Annotated in this window: 20 protein-coding genes; 19 read left to right on the top strand and 1 reads right to left on the bottom strand. The window is 44.5% G+C overall.

From position 1 onward, the window contains the following. The first annotated feature begins 218 nt into the window (after positions 1-218). From NSQ43_RS14580 to NSQ43_RS14535, 10 genes are all read left to right on the top strand, one after another. The gene (locus tag NSQ43_RS14580) at positions 219-1,484 is read left to right on the top strand and encodes a substrate-binding domain-containing protein (protein ID WP_339251356.1); all 1,266 of its coding nucleotides are present in this window, start codon (positions 219-221) and stop codon (positions 1,482-1,484) included. 99 nt (positions 1,485-1,583) lie between these two features. Continuing rightward, positions 1,584-2,357 carry an ABC transporter ATP-binding protein gene (locus tag NSQ43_RS14575; protein WP_339251351.1) on the top strand — a complete coding sequence of 258 codons (774 nt, stop codon included), beginning with the start codon at positions 1,584-1,586 and terminating at the stop codon, positions 2,355-2,357. Beyond that, positions 2,335-3,042: an ABC transporter ATP-binding protein gene (locus NSQ43_RS14570; protein WP_339251349.1), complete on the top strand. Its 708-nt coding sequence runs from the start codon at positions 2,335-2,337 to the stop codon at positions 3,040-3,042. The genes NSQ43_RS14575 and NSQ43_RS14570 overlap by 23 nt, the downstream gene beginning before the upstream one ends. A gap of 13 nt (positions 3,043-3,055) precedes the next feature. Continuing rightward, positions 3,056-3,916, top strand: a complete 861-nt coding sequence (locus NSQ43_RS14565) for a branched-chain amino acid ABC transporter permease (protein WP_339251348.1) — start codon at positions 3,056-3,058, stop codon at positions 3,914-3,916. A 4-nt stretch (positions 3,917-3,920) separates the two neighbouring features. Further along, positions 3,921-4,922, top strand: a complete 1,002-nt coding sequence (locus tag NSQ43_RS14560; RefSeq protein WP_339251347.1) for a branched-chain amino acid ABC transporter permease — start codon at positions 3,921-3,923, stop codon at positions 4,920-4,922. Beyond that, the gene (locus NSQ43_RS14555) at positions 4,922-5,941 is read left to right on the top strand and encodes a 3-oxoacyl-ACP synthase (RefSeq protein ID WP_339251346.1); all 1,020 of its coding nucleotides are present in this window, start codon (positions 4,922-4,924) and stop codon (positions 5,939-5,941) included. Before NSQ43_RS14560 ends, NSQ43_RS14555 begins: the two co-directional genes overlap by 1 nt. 3 nt (positions 5,942-5,944) lie before the next feature. Beyond that, entirely contained in the window at positions 5,945-6,841 is an 897-nt protein-coding gene (locus NSQ43_RS14550) for an alpha/beta hydrolase (RefSeq protein WP_339251345.1), read from the top strand. Between the two features lie 12 nt (positions 6,842-6,853). Then, a complete protein-coding gene (fabG, locus tag NSQ43_RS14545) occupies positions 6,854-7,594 on the top strand; it encodes a 3-oxoacyl-ACP reductase FabG (protein ID WP_339251343.1) in 741 nt (246 codons plus the stop codon). 19 nt (positions 7,595-7,613) lie between these two features. Then, positions 7,614-9,089, top strand: coding sequence for a long-chain fatty acid--CoA ligase (locus NSQ43_RS14540; protein WP_339251341.1), 1,476 nt, complete (start codon positions 7,614-7,616; stop codon positions 9,087-9,089). A gap of 77 nt (positions 9,090-9,166) precedes the next feature. Continuing rightward, complete coding sequence (locus NSQ43_RS14535) at positions 9,167-9,319, top strand: hypothetical protein (protein WP_339251339.1); 153 nt, start codon at positions 9,167-9,169, stop codon at positions 9,317-9,319. Between the two features lie 258 nt (positions 9,320-9,577). Here the strand turns inward: NSQ43_RS14535 and NSQ43_RS14530 are convergent, their stop codons facing one another. After that, positions 9,578-9,763 (bottom strand): hypothetical protein, encoded by a 186-nt coding sequence (locus NSQ43_RS14530; protein ID WP_339251337.1) that lies wholly within the window; start codon positions 9,761-9,763, stop codon positions 9,578-9,580. Between the two features lie 264 nt (positions 9,764-10,027). Between NSQ43_RS14530 and NSQ43_RS14525 the strand changes: the two genes are divergently transcribed. The 9 genes from NSQ43_RS14525 (at position 10,028) to secA (ending at position 19,975) form a co-directional block, all read left to right on the top strand. Then, complete coding sequence (locus NSQ43_RS14525) at positions 10,028-11,629, top strand: gamma-glutamyltransferase family protein (RefSeq protein ID WP_339251336.1); 1,602 nt, start codon at positions 10,028-10,030, stop codon at positions 11,627-11,629. A 172-nt stretch (positions 11,630-11,801) separates the two neighbouring features. Next, positions 11,802-12,173, top strand: a complete 372-nt coding sequence (gene flaG, locus NSQ43_RS14520) for a flagellar protein FlaG (RefSeq protein WP_339251335.1) — start codon at positions 11,802-11,804, stop codon at positions 12,171-12,173. A 15-nt stretch (positions 12,174-12,188) separates the two neighbouring features. Continuing rightward, positions 12,189-13,676, top strand: coding sequence for a flagellar hook-associated protein 2 (locus tag NSQ43_RS14515; protein WP_339251333.1), 1,488 nt, complete (start codon positions 12,189-12,191; stop codon positions 13,674-13,676). Positions 13,677-13,729: 53 nt separating this feature from the next. Further along, a complete protein-coding gene (gene fliS / locus NSQ43_RS14510; protein WP_339251331.1) occupies positions 13,730-14,131 on the top strand; it encodes a flagellar export chaperone FliS in 402 nt (133 codons plus the stop codon). Next, positions 14,128-14,481, top strand: coding sequence for a flagellar protein FliT (locus NSQ43_RS14505; RefSeq protein ID WP_339251329.1), 354 nt, complete (start codon positions 14,128-14,130; stop codon positions 14,479-14,481). The genes fliS and NSQ43_RS14505 overlap by 4 nt, the downstream gene beginning before the upstream one ends. 161 nt (positions 14,482-14,642) lie before the next feature. Next, a complete protein-coding gene (locus NSQ43_RS14500; RefSeq protein WP_339251328.1) occupies positions 14,643-16,124 on the top strand; it encodes a methyl-accepting chemotaxis protein in 1,482 nt (493 codons plus the stop codon). 57 nt (positions 16,125-16,181) lie between these two features. Then, positions 16,182-16,565 (top strand): PilZ domain-containing protein, encoded by a 384-nt coding sequence (locus tag NSQ43_RS14495; RefSeq protein WP_339251326.1) that lies wholly within the window; start codon positions 16,182-16,184, stop codon positions 16,563-16,565. A gap of 125 nt (positions 16,566-16,690) precedes the next feature. Next, positions 16,691-17,257 (top strand): ribosome-associated translation inhibitor RaiA, encoded by a 567-nt coding sequence (raiA, locus tag NSQ43_RS14490; protein WP_339251324.1) that lies wholly within the window; start codon positions 16,691-16,693, stop codon positions 17,255-17,257. Positions 17,258-17,467: 210 nt separating this feature from the next. Next, positions 17,468-19,975: a preprotein translocase subunit SecA gene (gene secA, locus NSQ43_RS14485; protein WP_339251322.1), complete on the top strand. Its 2,508-nt coding sequence runs from the start codon at positions 17,468-17,470 to the stop codon at positions 19,973-19,975. The last annotated feature ends 197 nt before the right edge of the window (positions 19,976-20,172 follow it).

Here is a 20,172-nt window from a genome sequence, read left to right as displayed (position 1 = left end):
GGAGGGCGGCGACTCCTGCGGGAATAGCATGAGCCGAAGACCCCGCAACGTAGCGTAGCGAAGTGAGGAGGCTGAGGCCATGCCCGCGGAAAGCGTCCGCCCGAAGTGGAAATCAACGGCCCAGTTTCAGTTATGTAACTGATTTGCAACTCTCTTAACATAGACTTAGAGACAGAAAGAAAGCGGTTACAAAATAACAGATTGAGAGGAGTTGCAGTATGAAGAAGAAATCATGGTTGTATTTATTAGTCGCAATGATGTTAATCATCATGGCGGCTTGCAGCAAATCCGACGGTGGCGAAGCATCCACAAAGACGGACGATGACGAAAAAGCAACAAACCAGTCAAATCAAAACGAAGATGATGAGGAAGAATTAGGCACTATCAAAATCGGTGTCCTTGCCTCCCTAACTGGCGCCCTTGAATCATACGGAAAGCAAACCAAACAAGGCTTCGAACTTGGACTCGAGTATGCAACAGGCGGAACAATGGTCGTCGCGGGCAAAAAGATTGAAGTCGTCTACGAAGACACAGAAACAAAACCTGAAGTCGCAGTTCAAAAAGCAACAAAACTACTTGAAGAAGATGAAGTCGACTTCCTCGTCGGATCATCCAGTTCAGGTGACACACTCGCAGTACTTCCACTTGCTGAAGAATACGAGAAAATCATGATCGTCGAGCCGGCGGTTGCCGACAGCATCACAGGCTCGGAATTCAACCCGTTCATTTTCCGTACAGCACGTAACTCATCACAAGACGCTGTAGCAGGAGCTGCTGCAATTGCTGGACCTGGAGTGAAAATCGCTACATTTGCACCGGACTACTCATTCGGATGGGATGGCATTGCGGCGTTTAAAAAAGCGGCTGAAGCATTAGGGGCTGAAATTATCCTTGAAGAATTTGCTGACCCGGCTGCAACTGACTTCACTTCCAATTTACAAAAAGTCATTGAAGCAAAACCGGATTATATGTTCGTCGTTTGGGCTGGTGCAAACTCGCCTTGGAACCAAATTGCCGATTTGAAGATGCAAGAGAAAGGCATCAAAATTTCAACGGGTGCACCTGATATCCCGGCACTATCCATCATGGAGCCACTTATCGGAATGGAAGGATTCTCAGTTTACTACCACACGCTTCCAAACAACCCAATCAATGATTGGTTAGTCAAGGAACATAAAGCGAGATACAACGGTGAAGTTCCGGATCTATTCACACCGGGCGGTATGTCCGCAGCCATCGCGATTGTTGAAGCTTTGAATAAATCGAATGGTGACGCAGACGGCAATAAGTTGATTTCCATCATGGAAGGCATGTCTTTCGAAACACCGAAAGGGAAAATGACATTCCGTGCGGAAGACCACCAAGCATTGCAAACACTTTACTCTATTAAACTTGAAAAACAAGAAGGCATTCCGTACCCAGTGCCGGTACTTCTCAGAGAATTGTCACCTGAGGAGACTGAGCCACCAATCCTAAATAAGTAAACGAAAGAAGGACAGTTTGTACTGTCCTTCTCAATTGGATGAAATCCCCCCTTATTCATCCAATCGAGAAGGGCTGAACAGGTGGAAGGAGGAAACGATGTGGAACCGATCATTAAAACAGAGAATTTAACAATTCGCTTCGGAGGACATACGGCAGTATCCAAAGTGAATTTTGAAATGCCAGCAAAACAGTTGAAGTCAATCATCGGTCCGAATGGGGCGGGGAAGACGACGTTTTTTAATTTGCTTAGCGGAGAATTGAAGGCTACAGAAGGCGATGTCTATTTCAAAGGGGAGAAGATCACTTCGATGTCATCCGTCGCACGGGCGCGGTTGGGTCTTGGCCGTTCATTCCAAATAACGAACGTATTTCCGAATTTGACGGTACTTGAAAATGTACGTCTTGCGGTCCAATCAAAGGAAAAGATCCGGTATCAGATGTATCGGCATTTCACTTATCATAAAAAGCTGATGGAAGAAGCGGAGAGGCTGATTGGGGTCGTTTTGCTGCAAGGAAAGGAGCATGCCATCGCGAGCCAGTTGTCCCATGGTGAAAAAAGGAAATTGGAGATCGCGATGCTTTTGGCGCTTGATACGGAAGTGCTTTTGTTAGATGAACCGACTGCAGGAATGTCGCTTGAGGAAGTGCCAGCTATCCTTGACGTCATAAAAGCGATCAAGCAGACGGGGGAAAAGACGATTCTTTTGATCGAACATAAGATGGATATGATTCTTGACCTATCGGACTCGATCATGGTGCTTTTCAACGGCAAACTGCTTGCTGACGGAAGCCCTGAGGAAATCATGAACAACGAGACCGTTCAAAACGCGTACTTAGGAGGATTGTGTGATGAAAACCTTGCTGAAAGTTGAGGATATCCATACGCATATCGGGCAATATCATATCCTCCAAGGTGTTTCATTTGAAGCACGTGTTGGTGAAGTGAGTGTGCTGTTGGGACGAAACGGGGCTGGGAAAACGACGACTTTGAAAACGATCATGGGATTGACACCCGCTTCGAAAGGGACAATTCTTTTTGAAGACAAGGACATCAAAAAACAGCCTACATATGTAATTGCAAATACAGGCATCGGGTACGTCCCGGAAGACCAGGGGATATTCGCCGATTTGACCGTCGAGGAAAATATGAAAGTAGCAATGCGAAAAGAGGATGACGCGACACTTGCCCGGCAGGAATATGTGTTGGATCTCTTCCCTGATTTGAAGACGTTTTGGAAAAAGGATGGAGGGCATCTGTCAGGTGGACAGAAGCAGATGTTGGCGATGGCAAGAGCTTTCGTCCATGAAAGCAAGCTGCTGTTAATCGACGAACCATCAAAAGGCCTTGCCCCGATTGTCGTCGAAAAGGTGATGGAAGCCATTACGGAAATGAAGAAGAGCACGACGATTGTGCTTGTCGAACAGAATTTCATCATGGCAAGCCGGATTGGAGACCGGTACACACTTATTGACGATGGCGCGACAGTGCATGCCGGTGAGATGAAAGATTTGATAGCGAATGAAGAATTGAAACGAAAATATTTGGGAATCGGGTGAAGGGGGCTGCACGATGGAATTACTTATCAATTTGACGATAAACGGCTTGGCAACAGGCATGCTCATCTTTCTTCTTGCTTCCGGATTGACCCTTATTTTCGGTTTGATGAGCGTATTGAACTTTGCACACGGTGGATTGTTCGCATGGGGTGCATATTCTGGGGTCTGGTTTTATTCAATTACAGGGAGTTTCATCCTTGGTATTTTAGGTGCGATTGTTACAGGGGCAGTCCTTGGTTTCATCACAGAAAAACTAATCATCACGCCGGTTTACGGGAATCACGTCCAACAGATTTTGATTACACTTGGATTCATGCTTGTGTTGGCAGAGCTGTTGAAAGTCGTCTGGGGGCCGAATCAAATCCCGGCAAAAGTGCCGCCTTATTTAGCGGGAAGCTGGGAAATCGGGGATGTTCTCATTATTAAATACCGTCTATTCATCATAATCGTCGGGTTTCTTGTCTTCGGCATTTTTCAATACATGTTGCAAAAGACGAAGATCGGCCTTGTTGTCCGAGCCGGCGTTATGAATAAAGAAATGGTGCAGGCACTTGGTATCAATATTAAGCGTGTGTTTTTATATGTATTCATGACTGGCGCGGCACTTGCTGCACTTGGTGGTGTGCTGTTTGCACCGTATTCCGGTGTAATCTATGCGGAAATGGGATTTGAGTTTGCCATTTTGGCGTTCATCGTTGTAGTTATCGGTGGAATGGGCAGTTTTTCAGGATCGTTATCAGCCGCTATTCTTGTTGGATTAGCGGGGAGTTATATGGCCTATTACGTTCCGGCACTTTCACTTGCGGTCAATATGATGCTTATGGCTATTGTATTAATCTTCCGTCCGCAAGGGCTATTCAGGGCAAAGGGGTGACGGCATGAAAAGAAAATTTCAATTAAACCATTACTTACTTGTTGTCATTGTGATCGCGCTTGCCATCTTCCCATTCGTCTCGGAATCAAGGACATGGACTATATTACTCACGCAAATATTCATCTTCTCGATTCTTGCGATGAGTTATGATATTTTGCTTGGTTATACCGGAATCGTGTCGTTCGGGCATGCGATGTTCTTTGGGATGGGGGCGTACACGACCGCAGTCATGCTGAAGAGGATTGAGCCAACGATGGGGACGTTCATCCTTTCAATCGGTGTCGGCATGCTGCTTGCGGCATTGATCAGTTTCTTCATCGGCTTGCTTACATTGCGATTGAAAAGCCACTTCTATGCGATGCTGACACTCGCTGTATCGGGATTGTTTTTAGTGTTGGCGGAGAAATGGCGGACATTGACTCAGGGGAATGACGGATTCACGTTCAAGGCGCCGGAGTTTTTCAAGGATCGGGTCATGTTTTATCTCGTCGTTCTTGCCTGCCTTGTACTCGTTTATGTGTTCCTAAGAAGGTTTGTGAATTCCCCATTCGGAAGAGTGCTTGTTGCCGTCAGGGAGAATGAACAGCGAACAAGTTCCCTCGGTTTCAATCCACTGCATTATAAAGTGATTGCCTCTGTCGTTGCAGGTGTCATCGCAAGCCTTGCCGGTTCGCTATATGCCATATCGCTTCGGTTCGTCAATACGAGCGTGCTTACGATGGATATCACATTAGATGCGTTGCTTATGACGATCATCGGCGGTGTAGGGACATTGATCGGACCGATTGTAGGTGCGGGTGTAATTGAATTGGCGCAGCATTATTTATCCGGATTAGCAAAAGAATATCCGATTTTCGAACGTTGGATCATCTTCTTCGGAATCGTATACATTTTGGCGGTTGTCTTCTTCCCAAGAGGTGTCGTCGGAACGATACGGGAGCAATATTGGAAATGGAAGATGAAAAAGGGTGGAGCAAAATCTGAACCTAAGAAGGAGGTTTCATAATGGTCGTCGGGATTGTCAGCACGGGTGTATATATTCCTGAAACAAAAATGACAGGTGAAGAGATCGCAGAGCGTGCAAATTTACCCGTCGATGTTGTGAAACAGAAGATGGGGATTACGGAAAAGCCGATCCCAGGTGAGCATGATCATACTGTTGCGATGGGAATCTGGGCGGCCCGTGAAGCGATGAGGAAAGGGCAAATCGAGCCGAAGGAAATCGATGTCATCATCTATATCGGTGAGGAGCATAAGGAATATCCATTATGGACGGCCGCTATAAAGATGCAAGAGGAGATCGGGGCGTATCATGCATGGGCATTCGATGTAGCGCTTCGCTGCGGCACGACAATCATGGCGATTAAAGTCGCGAAAAGTCTTATGGTCGCTGATCCTTCAATCCGCACAGTTCTGTTAGCAGGTGGTTACCGAAATGGCGACTTCATCGATTATGAAAATGAGCGGACACGCTTCATGTTCAATCTTGGCGCAGGTGGCGCGGCAATGATTTTACGCCGCGATCATATGGAAAATATCATACTTGAAACAGAGCTTATTACGGATGGTTCATTCTCGGAAGATGTCGTCGTTCCGGTCGGGGGCACAAAGAAGCCACTAACAACTGGGGATTTGGAGAACGGCCTATATCGCCTTGATGTGTTAGATCCGGTTGGAATGAAAACAAGGCTTGAACAGAAATCAATGCAAAACTTTCTTCAAGTCATTCGGGGTTCATTGCAAAAAAGTGGATATACCGAAAAGGACATCGACTACTTGGCCATTTTGCATATGAAAAGGTCGGCACATGATTATGTGTTGCGCGAACTTGGTCTAAATGATGAACAATCCATCTACTTGCATGAATACGGCCATATCGGCCAGATGGATCAAATCCTTTCATTGGAGTTGGCACAATCAGCCGGGCAATTGAAAGACGGTGATTTCGCAGTCCTTGTCAGCGCGGGAATCGGCTATGCATGGGGTGCGGTGACGGTGAAATGGGGAAAATGTGAGGAGGAATAATGGATGGTATTACAAACGGAATTGAAAAAAGTCGTTTTGCAGAATAATGAACAGATTGCATATAGAGAGCGTGATGGCGGCGACAAAATCGTCGTTCTTGTCCATGGGAATATGACTTCGTCGAAGCATTGGGACGTCCTGATCGACAACATGGACCCGAAATATAAAATCTATGCTCTCGATATGCGAGGGTTCGGCGAGTCTACATATTTTGAGAGAGTTACTAGCATACGAGACTTCTCGGAAGACTTGCACGGTTTCATCGAAGCGTTGGGGTTGAGTGAGTTTTCCTTAGTCGGCTGGTCGACGGGGGGAGCTGTTTGCATGCAGTATGTTGCGGATCACTTAGGAAAGTGTGAAAAACTTGTCCTTCTTGCTTCAGCATCCACAAGGGGTTATCCGTTTTTCGGAACGAAGGCGGACGGCACACCTGATCTTGAGCACCGTCTGCAAACAATCGAAGACGTCGAACAGGATCCAGGGAAGACGTTGGCGATGCAAGGATTGTATGACACTAAAAATCGTGATGGCCTAAAAGCGGTCTGGAATGCATTGATCTACACACATAAGCAACCGCATTCGGATAAATATGAAGAGTATGTTGACGATATGCTTACCCAACGAAATTTGGCGGATGTCTACCATTCATTGAACACATTCAATATAAGTCCAATCCATAACGGCGTCACAGAAGGCAGTAATCAGGCGAAGGATATTACGATTCCTGTACTTGTGCTGCGCGGTGACAGGGACTATGTTGTGACGGAGCAAATGACGAACGAAATTATGGAAGACCTTGGGGACAACGCGAAGTTTGTTTCGCTTACAGATATGGGGCATTCCCCGCTTGTAGATAACTTGGAAAAACTGACTGAAACGATTGAAACGTTTTTGGCGTAAGGAGCTGACAAGATGAGACTAACAGGGAAAGTCGCAATTATTACTGGAGGAGCAAACGGCATCGGTTTAGCAGCATGCGAGCGTTTTGCAGAAGAAGGGGCAACCGTTGTAATGGCCGATTTTGACGAAGCGGCGGGTAAGGAGCAGGAGGGTTTATTCAAAGAAAAAGGGTATGAAATCACTTTCTGTCAGGTGAATGTTGCCGACCGTGAAAGTGTTGCTCAATTAGTGGAAAAAACAATTGAACGATATGGAAAGATTGATATTTTAATAAACAATGCTGGAATCACGAAGGATGCTACATTGCTGAAGATGGAGCCGGAAGATTTCCAGCGCGTCTTGGATGTGAATCTTACGGGAGTCTTCAACTGCACGCAAGCGGTCGTACCGCATATGATTGATGCGGGAGCAGGGAAAATCATCAACACATCTTCGGTAAGTGGCGTTTACGGGAATTTCGGGCAGACGAATTATGCTGCGACGAAGGCGGCCGTAAATGGGATGACGAAGACTTGGGCGAAAGAATTCGGACGTAAAGGGATCAATGTCAATGCGGTAGCACCAGGTTTCACGGCGACCGCGATGGTTCGAAAAATGCCGGATAAGATCATCCAACAGATGGAATCGGCGGTTTCCTTGCAACGGCTTGGAAAACCGGAAGATATCGCCAATGCGTATTTGTTTTTGGCAAGCGGAGAATCCGACTATGTGCACGGACATGTCCTGCATGTCGACGGCGGCATAATGATGTGATGGAGGGAGGGGGACTACCGTGTTCCATGAGCAAGGCTGGATAATGAAAAGGGCCGCACTTTCTCCTGAACGGATTGCGTTAATCGATATCCATACGGAGGTGCGCTGGTCATATAGGGATTTGCGAAATCGGATAATTCGGTGGGCTTCCTTTTTCCGGGAAAGAGGGTATGGGAAAGGGGAACGGATTGCCGTTTATTCCCCTAACAAACCTGAGCTGTTTGCCATTCTATTCGCGTGCGAGCAAGTTGGGTTGATCTACGTTCCGTTGAACTGGAGGATGAGCCGCCCGGAATTGCAGGCGTTGTTAGAGGATTGCACACCGGTATTGGTAATTTACGATGATAGTTTTAAAGGATCGATGCGAGGTTTGAAAGCTGCAGACTCCATCTCACTTACAGTCATCGATTCAATAGGAATGTCGGATGAATGGCTCTTCGCGGTTGACGCGATACGCACGGATCCTTGGATGATCATCTATACAGGCGGCACGACCGGAATGCCGAAAGGTGTCATGCTGTCGTATGATGCGGTGAATTGGAATGCATTGAACACGATTTTAAGCTGGGGGCTATCCGAAGAAGACACGACCGTCAACTATATGCCGCTTTTTCATACGGGCGGGCTGAATGCACTGAGTATACCGTTGCTGATGGCAGGAGGAACTGTTGCGATCGGACATCAATTCGACCCTGAGGAAGCTTTGAAAGTAACGGATAAATACGAAGCGACGATTTCTTTATTCGTCCCGACGATGTATCAGATGATGATTCAGACAGTGAATTTCAAGCAATCTTCATTCCCGTCGATGAAAGTATTCTTATCCGGAGGAGCTCCATGCCCAGCGAATGTTTATCGTTCATTCCGCGAAAAAGGGTTGCGGTTCAAGGAAGGGTACGGGTTGACCGAGGCAGGGCCGAATAACTTTTTCATACGCCCAGAGAATTCGGCAAAAAAGGTCGGTTCCGTTGGGAAAAGCATGTTATTCAATGAAATCAAAGTGTTAGACGAAAATGGGAATCACTGTGAAGAAGGCGAAATTGGCGAGCTATTGGTGAAGGGACCACATGTATTTTCAGGCTACTGGAATAAACCGATTGAAACTTCCGAAGCCGTGAAAGATGGGTGGCTCCGGACGGGTGATTTGGCGAAAATCGATGAGGACGGCGATACATTCATCGTCGGAAGAAAGAAAGACATGATCATCACTGGTGGTGAAAATGTCTACCCGCAAGAAGTTGAGCAATGCCTGATCAATTATTCCGGAATCCGTGAAGCGGCCGTCGTCGGCATGGCGGATGATAAATGGGGCGAGATTGTCGTCGCTTTCGTTGTCGCTGCTGATGATGATTTGTATCATGATGCTGTCATTGCGCATTGCAAAGCAACACTTGCTTCCTATAAGATTCCGAAGAAGATTGTCGTTTTGGATGAACTGCCGAAGACGCATGTCGGTAAAATCGATAGCGGGTATTTATGTAAAATGGAGATTTGACAGGTTTGACGAATTTGACGAATTTGAATAAGGGCGCCTCGAAAGTCGGATTTTGACTTGGAGACGCTTTTTTTGTATTGGAATGGGAAGTTTTTCGCGGTAAAGGAGAAGTTATCGGGGGTAAAGGAGAACTCTTTGGTGATAAAGGAGAAGTTAATGTTGATATAGGAGAACTCTTTGGTGATAAAGGAGAAGTTAATGTTGATATAGGAGAACTCTTTGGCGAGTAATGAGAAGTTATTGTTGATTAAGGAGAACTCTTTGGTGATAAACGAGAAGTTATTGGTGATAAAGGAGAACTCTTTTGCGATAAATGAGAAGTTATTGTTGATTAAGGAGAACTCTTTGCGATAAACGAGAAGTCTTTGCTGATAAAGGAGAACTCCATGCTGATAAACGAGAACTCTTTGACGTTCAATGGGAACTCCCGCCATTAGAAAAACGCAGCCTTATCTAAAGCTGCGTTTTTCACTATCACAATCTACTCATCACGGATCATACCTATTTAACAGACGGTTTCGGCGTTCTCTTGTATTCGCTGCCTCTAACTCCCTTGCCATCTGATCTTTTCGTAATTGGCCATTTATTCGTGGGTCCTGTAATCTCATACTTCCCCACGCGGTGCTACCGACTTTGTTCTTCACTTTTTCGATTTCATCTTCATAAAATAACATGTCCATTCCCCCCTTCTTCTGAAGTGGTTTTGAGAGAAAGGTCACTAAATTTGCTCTCTCCTTACAATACGCAAGTAACATGAACGTATGGAGGTTTATGCACAGTAGGCACCGATTAAATTGGAATCTTTCGATGTTTGATTGATGAAAATGGAGCTTTTTTCAATAATATTTAGGGAAACTAAATAATTTCGAACAATTTCTCTCAATCTTCCATTATAATAGAATTTATAGTAATCATTTATCTATATTGGGGGAATTGAAATGGATTACTTGTACAATCCATATGCAACAATTCGACATACCGCGTTCGCAAGAAAAGGGATGGTCGCAACCTCTCAACCACTTGCCGCACAAGCGGGTATCGAGGTGATGCAAAAAGGGGGCAACGCGGTGGACGCGGCGATTGCAACGGCTGCGGCATTAACGGTTGTTGAGCCGACTTCGAACGGAATCGGAGGCGACGCATTTGCACTTGTCTGGATGAAGGATACATTATATGGATTAAACGCTTCCGGACAAGCACCGGAGGCAATGACTATCGATGCATTCAAAGAAGAGGGACTTGAAAAAATTCCGACTTGGGGCTTCAAACCAATTACAATACCTGGTGTGCCGGCTGCTTGGGCAGAACTTTCAAAACGATTTGGTAAGCTTCCTTTAATCGAATCGTTAACCCCTGCCATTCGTTATGCGGAAGAGGGTTACCCGTTAACCCCTATATTAGGAAAGTATTGGCGAATTGCCTACAATCGATTCAAATCCCTTGATTCCGCAGAATTTGACGAGTGGTTCAAAACGTTCGCACCTGACGGAAGACCACCTGTAACAGGGGAAATGTGGAAGTCTCCGGGCCACGCAAAGACATTGAGGGCAATCGGCGAAACAAATGCGGTGTCTTTCTACAAAGGCGAAATAGCAGACACGATTCATGAGCATGTGGCAGCGAATAATGGCTATTTGAAGAAATCAGATCTTGAAAATTTCAAAGTCGAATGGGTCAATCCAATTTCGACAAATTATAAAGGCTATGATGTTTGGGAAATTCCTCCGAACGGTCAAGGCATGATTACGCTTATGGCGTTAAACATCTATGCGGAAATGAATCAGCCTATCCCGAATGATGTACGTACGTTGCATGAACAGATTGAAGCGATGAAACTGGCATTTACGGATGGCAAAGCATTCATTACCGAAGAAAAAGACATGCCGATAGACGTCGCCCACTTGCTCTCGAAAGAATATGCAAAGCAGCGTGCCGCTGAAATTACGGACAGGGCAACCATTCCTGACCCATATGAACTGTCGAAAAGTGGAACGGTCTACTTGGCGACTGCGGATGAGGAAGGGAATATGGTTTCATTCATCCAATCGAATTATATGGGCTTCGGCTCGGGAATCGTCGTGCCGGGAACGGGAATCGCACTACAAAACCGTGGTGTGGACTTCTCATTGGATCCAGCACATCCGAATGCGTTGAGACCAGGGAAACGTACGTACAACACGATCATCCCAGGGTTCCTGACGAAGGACGGACAAGCCGTCGGTCCGTTCGGCGTCATGGGTGGCTTCATGCAGCCTCAAGGCCATTTCCAGGTGATCGTCAATACGATCGACTATCATTTGAACCCGCAAGCTGCATTGGATGCTCCGCGTTGGCAATGGATCGAGGGGAATAAAGTGCATGTTGAACCAAATTTCCCGAATCACCTATCCCAGGCTCTGACCAGATTGGGACATCAAATCGTACCTACACTTGATAACGGTTCATTCGGTAGAGGTCAAATCATTTGGCGCAATCCGGAAACCGGCGTCCTTGCTGGCGGAACCGAGTCAAGAACGGATGGAACGATCGTCGCTTGGTAACTAAATAGCTTACGGAGCACCTCTTCTTCCGGTTTTATCAAAATCCGGTTGGGGAGGTGTTTTTTCTATTTTTACAAAGTTTGGAGGTTAATTTTAAACTGTCCACTCAACTTCTCCATAGATTAGCCGATACAAAGGGTAATGAATTTCTCATTCACAGGAGGTTGGGAAAATGGTTGGACGCATTGGCGATGCAAGTGGCACACAACAAATCGGGGCGAATTTGGAAAGTAAGGCACCTGAAAATAATGCGAAAGTTGCGGAAGTACAAGCTATATCTGTAGATTCCCAACAGCAATCAAAAGAAGAGCAACAGCTGCCAATCGAAAAAGCACGGCAGGTGACCGATAGCATAAATAAATTCCTTGAAAGTGCAAACACACAACTACGCTTTAAATTACATGATGAATTAAAGGAGTATTACGTCGTCATTGTAGACCAGAAAACAGACGAAGTCGTCCGAGAAATCCCTTCCAAGAAACTAATGGATACCTATGCGGCAATGAAGGATTTTGTCGGAGTACTCATCGACCGGAAAATCTGAGGAGGTTGAATCAGTATGCGAATTAGCGGTTTGGCAACAGGCATGGATACGGAACAAATCATCAGGGATATGATGAAGGCACATCGTATGCCACTCGAGAAAATTACCCAGAAGAAGCAGTATTTGGAATGGCAGATGGATGATTATCGAAGTGTGAATAGGAATATAACGGACCTGAAATATAAAGTGACCGACACAATGGGTCGTCAGTCAACTTTTATGCAAAAGACCGTGAATATATCCAATCCGAATGCGGTTGGGATTAAGGGATTGAATGCTACTGGTGAGTTTTCAGGAACGATTGAAGTTAAAAGTCTGGCTACACAAGCTACTTTACAAAGTGGAAGATTAGTAAACCAAACGGAATCTGAACATGCGGAATCCAAAAAGCTCTCGGATTTCGACATTACCGAAGAACAGGAAATCATAATCAAAGCTGCTAACGGAAAAGAAATGAAGGTTAAGGTCACGCCGGAAGATACGTTGGGTTCATTTCTACAAAAAATAAATAAGGCATCAGATTCAAGTGTGACAGCCTTTTATGATTCGTTTACTGGCAAAATTGCATTGACAGCAAGAGAGAGCGGCAAGGGTAGTATCACTATTACTGGTACAGGTAATGCTGCGGCTAAACTTAAATTAAGTGGAACAGCGGAAAATTCAGAAGAACAATATTCAGCCACGGAAGGTCAAAACGCTGTCTTTATTTTCAATGGTCTTGAAACGGAACGGTCATCCAATACCTTCACAATCAACGGCTTCGAAGTAAATTTAAAACAGGTAACTACAGGCCCAGTCACTTTCAGCTCAGCCCCGGACACAGATAAAATCGTTGAATCCGTCGTCAAATTCGTTGATGACTACAATAAAATGATTGAAGAGCTAAACGAGAAAATCCGTGAGCCGCGGTATCGGAACTTCCAACCCCTTTCTGATGAACAGAAGAAAGAAATGAAGGAAAAGGAAATTGAACTTTGGGAAGAGAAGGCGAAGAGTGGTACGCTCCGCAATGATCCAACAATCGCAAGTTTATTAACGAATCTCCGACAACTGATGAGTAGTCAAGTGGAAACTTCAAATGGTGAATTTATCAGTTTGAAAAAGATTGGAATAGAACCTATCAAAGACTTCAAAGAAAATGGAAAGCTATCAATCAATGAAGATGATTTAAGAAAAGCGATTACTGAAAATCCGAACCAAGTCCATGAACTGTTTGCAAAATCTGCTACAGACACCGACAAAGGTGGGATCGCTATTCAATTCCGTAAAACGATGGATAATGTCAATGCAGTTATTTCGGAAAAGGCGGGTGCAACAGGGACAGTTAGTGATAACTTTGCTATGGGGCGCAGCATGAAAAGCATGAACCAGCAAATCGAACGCTTCGAAGATCGTCTGAAGATGATGGAGGATCGATATTGGCGGCAGTTCACTGCGATGGAACAGGCGATTCAACGTGCCAATGCCCAATCCGCTAACATGATGAATATGTTTGGTCAGTAATAAATGGTAGGAAAATGCCAGTAATAGTGGAAACCTTAAAGGAGATAAAACCAATGGCAATTAATAATCCATATGCAATGTATCAGAACAATTCAGTGAATACATCAACGCCTGGTGAATTAACGCTTATGTTGTACAACGGATGTTTGAAATTCATCCACCAGGCTAAAAAAGCTTTGGAACAAGGAAATATCGAGGAAAAGAATATAGCGACGCAGAAGGCGCAAGCTATTGTAAACGAGTTAATGGTGACGCTCGATCGGTCAGTGCCGATTTCCGAGAATATGACGGTATTGTATGAATTTGTTAATCACCGCCTTATTGAAGGAAATATTAAAAACGATAATAAGATGTACGACGAAGCGGCAGAAATCATCACGGAGTTTCGCGACACATGGAAGCAAGTCATTCAGATCAACCGTTCGAAACAATACGCGAATATGGACGGAATATGATCAGACAAGCAATGATACGTTGGCAGGAAATTGCGAAGCAGCTCCTGTCATTAACGAGTCGGACAGATGAAGAAAGTCGGGACGCAGTAATCGAGGAAATCGAAAAACTATTGGATGAAAGAGACTTATTGCAACAGGAAATTTCATCACCTTTTACGGCGGAAGAAGAGGAATTGGGAAAGGTGCTTGTCGGTTTAGAACAGCAGGTTGTGAAAGGACTATCTACATTTACAAAGCATATCCGCTCCGATATTACCGCTGCACAATCGAAAAAAGATCATATGAAAAGTTACATTAACCCGTATGCCAATGTAGCAAGGGATGGAACATTTTACGATACAAAGCGATGAAAGGCTGATCAGTTCATACTGATTGGCTTTTTTTGTCGGTGACCGATACATCAATATTACGTCAAAACTCCCATTTACCATCTATAACTATTTCACTATTCATGGTACATTGAAAATAACATCGAGAGGTTAACGGCAACTTAAAAGGGGGAATGAGAAAAATGGAGATAGGAAATGTGGAAAAGCTCATGCATGAGCAATTTTCAAAGAAGAATTTTATTTTATTCGTCACACTTGGTGCTTCGAGTTTAATAGGGGCGGTCTATTATTATCTTACCGGTCAGGATGCATTGAAAACAACAAGCATGACAATTCCTCTGACGACGTCAATCATCGTTTTTCTTTTATCTAAAAAAGTATTGTTTTTTGAGAAGGTCTTTCCGTGGATAATCATTGGCATCACGGCATTTGCGACGATTTGCAATGGTGTAGTCGGCGATCCCTCAATCGTGACTGCCGGGATTGCATTTTTCATCGCAGGAATTGCGAGTGTACATGTGTCCATGAGGATTATGACATATGGCTTTGTATTATCCATTGCAGTAATGGTTGTTTTTTTAACGAAATACCCGTATCAGGACACAATTGCGTCAAGTAAAGGTAGTTTAATGCTGCCCCTTATTTTGTTGTCGGTTGGACTTTTAATCCAAATCATGCAGACAAGAAAGCTTGAGGAGCAAGTGAATTTATTTACAGTGGAGCAGGAAAAACGTGCTAAAGAGGAAGAGAGGAAGCATTTAACTCTTAATGAAAACGTTGAAAAAGTGGCGGATGACTTAGTCTCAATCGCACATACTGCAAAGCGGCACTGGACTTCTCAAAAAGAATTATTGGAAATCATGGATGACATTGCAGCAAGCGTTGAACGGGAAGCTGAGCAGATCAGCAGGATTGCGCAAAATACGGAACGGGTGCAAAATGATGTGGCTAATATGCAGATTGAAACGCAGTCAATGTTTAAAGATGCGGCAGAATTACGCTCTGAGTCGGATGAAATCGTCAGCCTGATGCGCAGTGTTCGAAATGGAATGGAAGACGTGGAGCAACTTTTAAATGATTTGAATGGATCGTTTGGCCTGCTATCTCAAAATATCGAAAAAACAAATGCATTGGCAAGTTCGATTGCCTCCATTACTGAACAGACGAATTTATTGGCACTGAACGCTTCAATTGAAGCAGCACGTGCAGGAGATCATGGCAGAGGGTTCGCAGTCGTGGCAGAGGAAATAAGGAAACTTGCACAGACGACAGCCGAAACGCTCAATGAAATCAATAACAACCTAAATGATGTCAATAAAATGAATAGCCAATCCCGGAAGAACTTAACAGCAAGCACCGATAAATTAAAAGCGCAAGGCCTCATAACAATCGATGCCGAATCGAAAATCGAGTCCATGCATCAAACGTTAGGACTTTTGCATGAGAATCTTTTAAAGTTTGATACAAAAACTAAGATGATTTCAAAAGACACTTCAGACATCGGTAACACAACCGGAACGTTCGCCGATTTACTTGCCCAATCAAGCGCGTCACTTGAAGAAGTCAATGCCACAGTGCATACGACGGTTGCTGATAATGAGCAAATCGTGCTTACGCTTGAAGGGACGATGAAGAGGACGAAAGAGTTGGCTGAAAGTCGATAAAAAACAGTTCATTTGGTATAATGAATATAAGGAAAGGAAATGGAACGGGGTGGGGACATGCAATATAAACGTCATGATTATTTCAGGCATTCATTCGACAAGCCCCTATCAGCAACGTTTCGCATCTTAGTCGAGGGATCATCGAATGAATCCAATCCAGGCAATTGTATGCTTTTGGATATCAGTACTGGCGGTACGAAGCTTGTTTCAAGTTTAGATATACCGACAGACACTGGGCCAGTACGCCTGCGACTTAACTTCGTGCTTTATGAAGCGAATATTAATGTCGTCGGAGAAATAGTATGGAAAAGGCGCGGTATCGATGGAATCCGTTACGGCATTAAATTTACCGAAGACGCTTCAACTGAAAAACTGATTCTTGATGAACTAAAGCTGCGCAGGCGGACCGAAATCGGAGTGGCTGCTGAAAGAAAAGACTAAATCCTACGCTATGAAGATTTTCGTCACATTTCGACAAGATTTTAATTTTTCCTTCAAATAAAAGAAGGAGATTAAAATATAGATGTAGAAATATATAGTATCGGTTAATCAAAGGAGGAGTTCATATGTTAGACTTTAACATCCGAGGGGAAAACCTAGAGGTAACTCCAGCAATTCGAGAGTACGTCGAGAAAAAAGTACTTAAGCTCGAAAGATATTTCACAGAAGGCGCAAACGCAACTGCTAATGTCAATTTGAAAGTGTATAATGACAGACAGACAAAAGTGGAAATCACAATTCCTATGAAAAACTTGACACTCCGTGCTGAAGAACGGCACGAAGATATGTACGCTGCAATCGACTTGATCGTAGACAAATTAGAACGTCAAATTAGAAAATACAAAACAAAAGTAAACCGTAAATTCCGCGAAAAAGAAGGCGTAGCCGCATTCTTGCAATCCGTCGGAAAAGAGAAAAACAACAACGAAGAAGAATCTTTGAATGAAGACTTCGAGTTCCAAATCGTCCGTACAAAACAATTCGACTTGAAACCGATGGACCAAGAAGAAGCAATTCTCCAAATGAACATGCTTGGACATAATTTCTTCATCTTCACTGATTCTGAATCAGAAGATACTCATATCGTTTACAAACGAAAAGACGGGAAATACGGTTTGATCGAAACAAACTAAATCCAATAAATCTCGACCCCCGGAGAAATCCGGGGGTCTTTTGAATATATAGTGGAAAGCGTCCGCCTAAAACGGAATGCAATGATTTATATGATAATCTATGTAAATAACTATATTTAAAATAATCCCTCTACAAATAGCTCCGACTATTTGCACGGCGCTTTTTACAATGTTAAAATGAAGGGTGAACTTAATGAGGATGTGACCTAAATGCTTGGCGTATTGAATAAAATGTTTGATCCGAATAAACGAGACTTAAAACGACTTGAAAAAATTGCAGATAACGTTGAATCCCATGCTGCGGAAATGGAACAACTTTCCGACGAGCAGTTAAAAGCAAAAACAGCAGAATTCCAAGACCGTGTCGCAAACGGTGAAACACTCGAACAAATCCAACCAGAAACCTTTGCAGTCGTCCGTGAAGCTTCACGACGCGTCCTTGGCATGTATCCATTCCGTGTACAAATCATGGGTGCTGCCGCGCTGAACGAAGGAAATATCGCGGAGATGAAAACCGGTGAAGGTAAAACATTGACTTCAACACTCTCCGTTTATTTAAACGCACTTGAAGGAAAAGGCGTCCATGTCGTAACGGTGAACGAATACCTCGCAAGCCGTGACGCGACTGAAATGGGCGAGCTATTTGAATTCCTTGGACTAACTGTAGGCTTGAACTTGAACAGCTTGTCAAAAGAGGAAAAGCGTGAAGCATATGCTGCTGACATTACGTATACAACGAATAATGAGCTTGGATTCGATTACTTACGTGACAATATGGTTTTGTATGAAGAACATAAAGTTCAACGGCCGCTCCATTATGCGGTCATTGACGAGGTTGACTCGATCTTGATCGATGAAGCGCGTACGCCTTTGATCATTTCCGGACAGGCGGCTAAATCGGCCGAGCTTTACCGTTTAGCTAACCGTTTTGTCATAACGTTGAAAAAAGATGAGGACTATTCCTATGACGAATCAACGAAGGGCGTCGTACTGACGGAATCCGGCGTTGATAAAGCCGAAAAAGCTTTCGGCATCGAAAACTTGTTTGATTTGCAACATGTTACGTTAAACCATGCAATCAACCAATCATTGAAAGCCCATGCAAGTATGCATATTGACGTCGATTATGTCGTTCAAGAGGGCGAAGTCGTTATCGTCGACTCATTCACGGGTCGTTTGATGAGCGGTCGCCGTTACAGTGATGGTCTGCATCAGGCAATCGAAGCGAAGGAAGGCTTGGAAGTTCAAAATGAAACGATGACGCTTGCTACAATCACGTTCCAGAACTTCTTCAGAATGTATGACAAACTCTCCGGGATGACCGGTACTGCAAAAACGGAAGAAGAAGAGTTCCGTAATATTTACAATATGAATGTCATTGCCATTCCGACGAACCGACCAATCGCCCGTGATGACCGTCCGGATTTGATCTATGCATCGATGGATGGGAAATACAAGGCGGTTGCTGAGGATATTCGGGAGCGCCATAAAAAAGGGCAACCGGTACTTGTTGGTACAGTGGCGATCGAAACATCAGAAATCATCTCGAATTTCTTGAAGAAATACGGCATTCCACATAATGTATTGAATGCGAAAAACCATGGCCGTGAAGCGGATATCATTTTGGAAGCTGGACAGAAAGGCGCCGTTACAATTGCGACGAACATGGCTGGTCGTGGTACGGACATCAAGCTTGGAGAAGGTGTTAAAGAGCTTGGTGGACTCGCAGTTATCGGTACGGAGCGACATGAATCACGCCGGATCGACAACCAGCTCCGTGGTCGTTCAGGACGTCAAGGTGATCCAGGTGTAACCCAGTTCTACCTTTCCCTTGAAGATGAACTGATGCGCCGTTTCGGCTCAGAGCAGATGAAAGGCATGATGACGAAGCTTGGTATGGACGATACAACGCCGATCCAATCGAAAATGGTATCGCGTTCAGTTGAATCTGCCCAAAAACGCGTCGAGGGGAATAACTTCGATTCCCGGAAACGTTTGCTGCAATATGATGATGTATTACGTCAACAACGTGAAATCATCTATAAAGAACGTAATGAAGTTCTTGCATCCGAAAACATCCGTGAAATCCTTGAAGGCATGCTATCAAACGTCATCGATCGTGTCATTGCAATGCATGCACCGGATGAAAAAGATGCTGAATGGAATCTCAAAGGCCTTGAAGATTTCCTTGGAGCAAACCTTTTACCAGAAGGTCGCGTGACTGCCGCTCAAATGGAAGGAAAATCTGCGGAAGAATTGAAAACTTTAATTCACGATGCAGTCATCGAGCGATATAATGAGAAGGAAGGCGAAATGTCCGAAGACCGCATGCGTGAATTCGAGAAAGTCGTCCTACTCCGTGCAATCGATTCAAAATGGACCGACCATATCGATGCAATGGACCAACTACGTCACGGAATCCACCTGCGCGCCTACGGTCAAACCGACCCACTTCGCGAATACCAGGCTGAAGGCTTCTCCATGTTCGAAGATATGGTAACAGCAATCGAAAACGATGCATCCAAATACGTCATGAAAGCCGAAATCCGCAACAACCTTGAGCGTGAAGAAGTTGCAAAAGGCCAGGCCGTCAATCCAAAAGAAGACGGCGAAAAAGTAACAAAAAAACCCGTCCGCCGCGCAGTCAACATCGGCCGCAACGACCCATGCCCATGCGGAAGCGGCAAAAAGTACAAAAACTGCCACGGCAAAGGCTGACAATCAGTCATATACCATGTAATAATAAACTTCCCATCAGCAGGCACAACAAAGTGCTCGCTGATGGAAGTTTCATTTTTTTGCTCACTTAAATTATTGAATAAGTATTAAAGGATTGTAGCGAAAGGCGGCGACTCCTGTGGGATTAGCGGGACAGGTGAGACCCCGCAGTGTCGCGTAGCGACCGAGGAGGCTCA

The organism is Sporosarcina sp. FSL W8-0480, from assembly GCF_037963765.1.
Classification (GTDB): Bacteria; Bacillota; Bacilli; order Bacillales_A; family Planococcaceae; genus Sporosarcina.
Note: the sequence above shows the minus strand (reverse complement) of the source record. Positions and strands in the feature narration are given on the sequence as shown.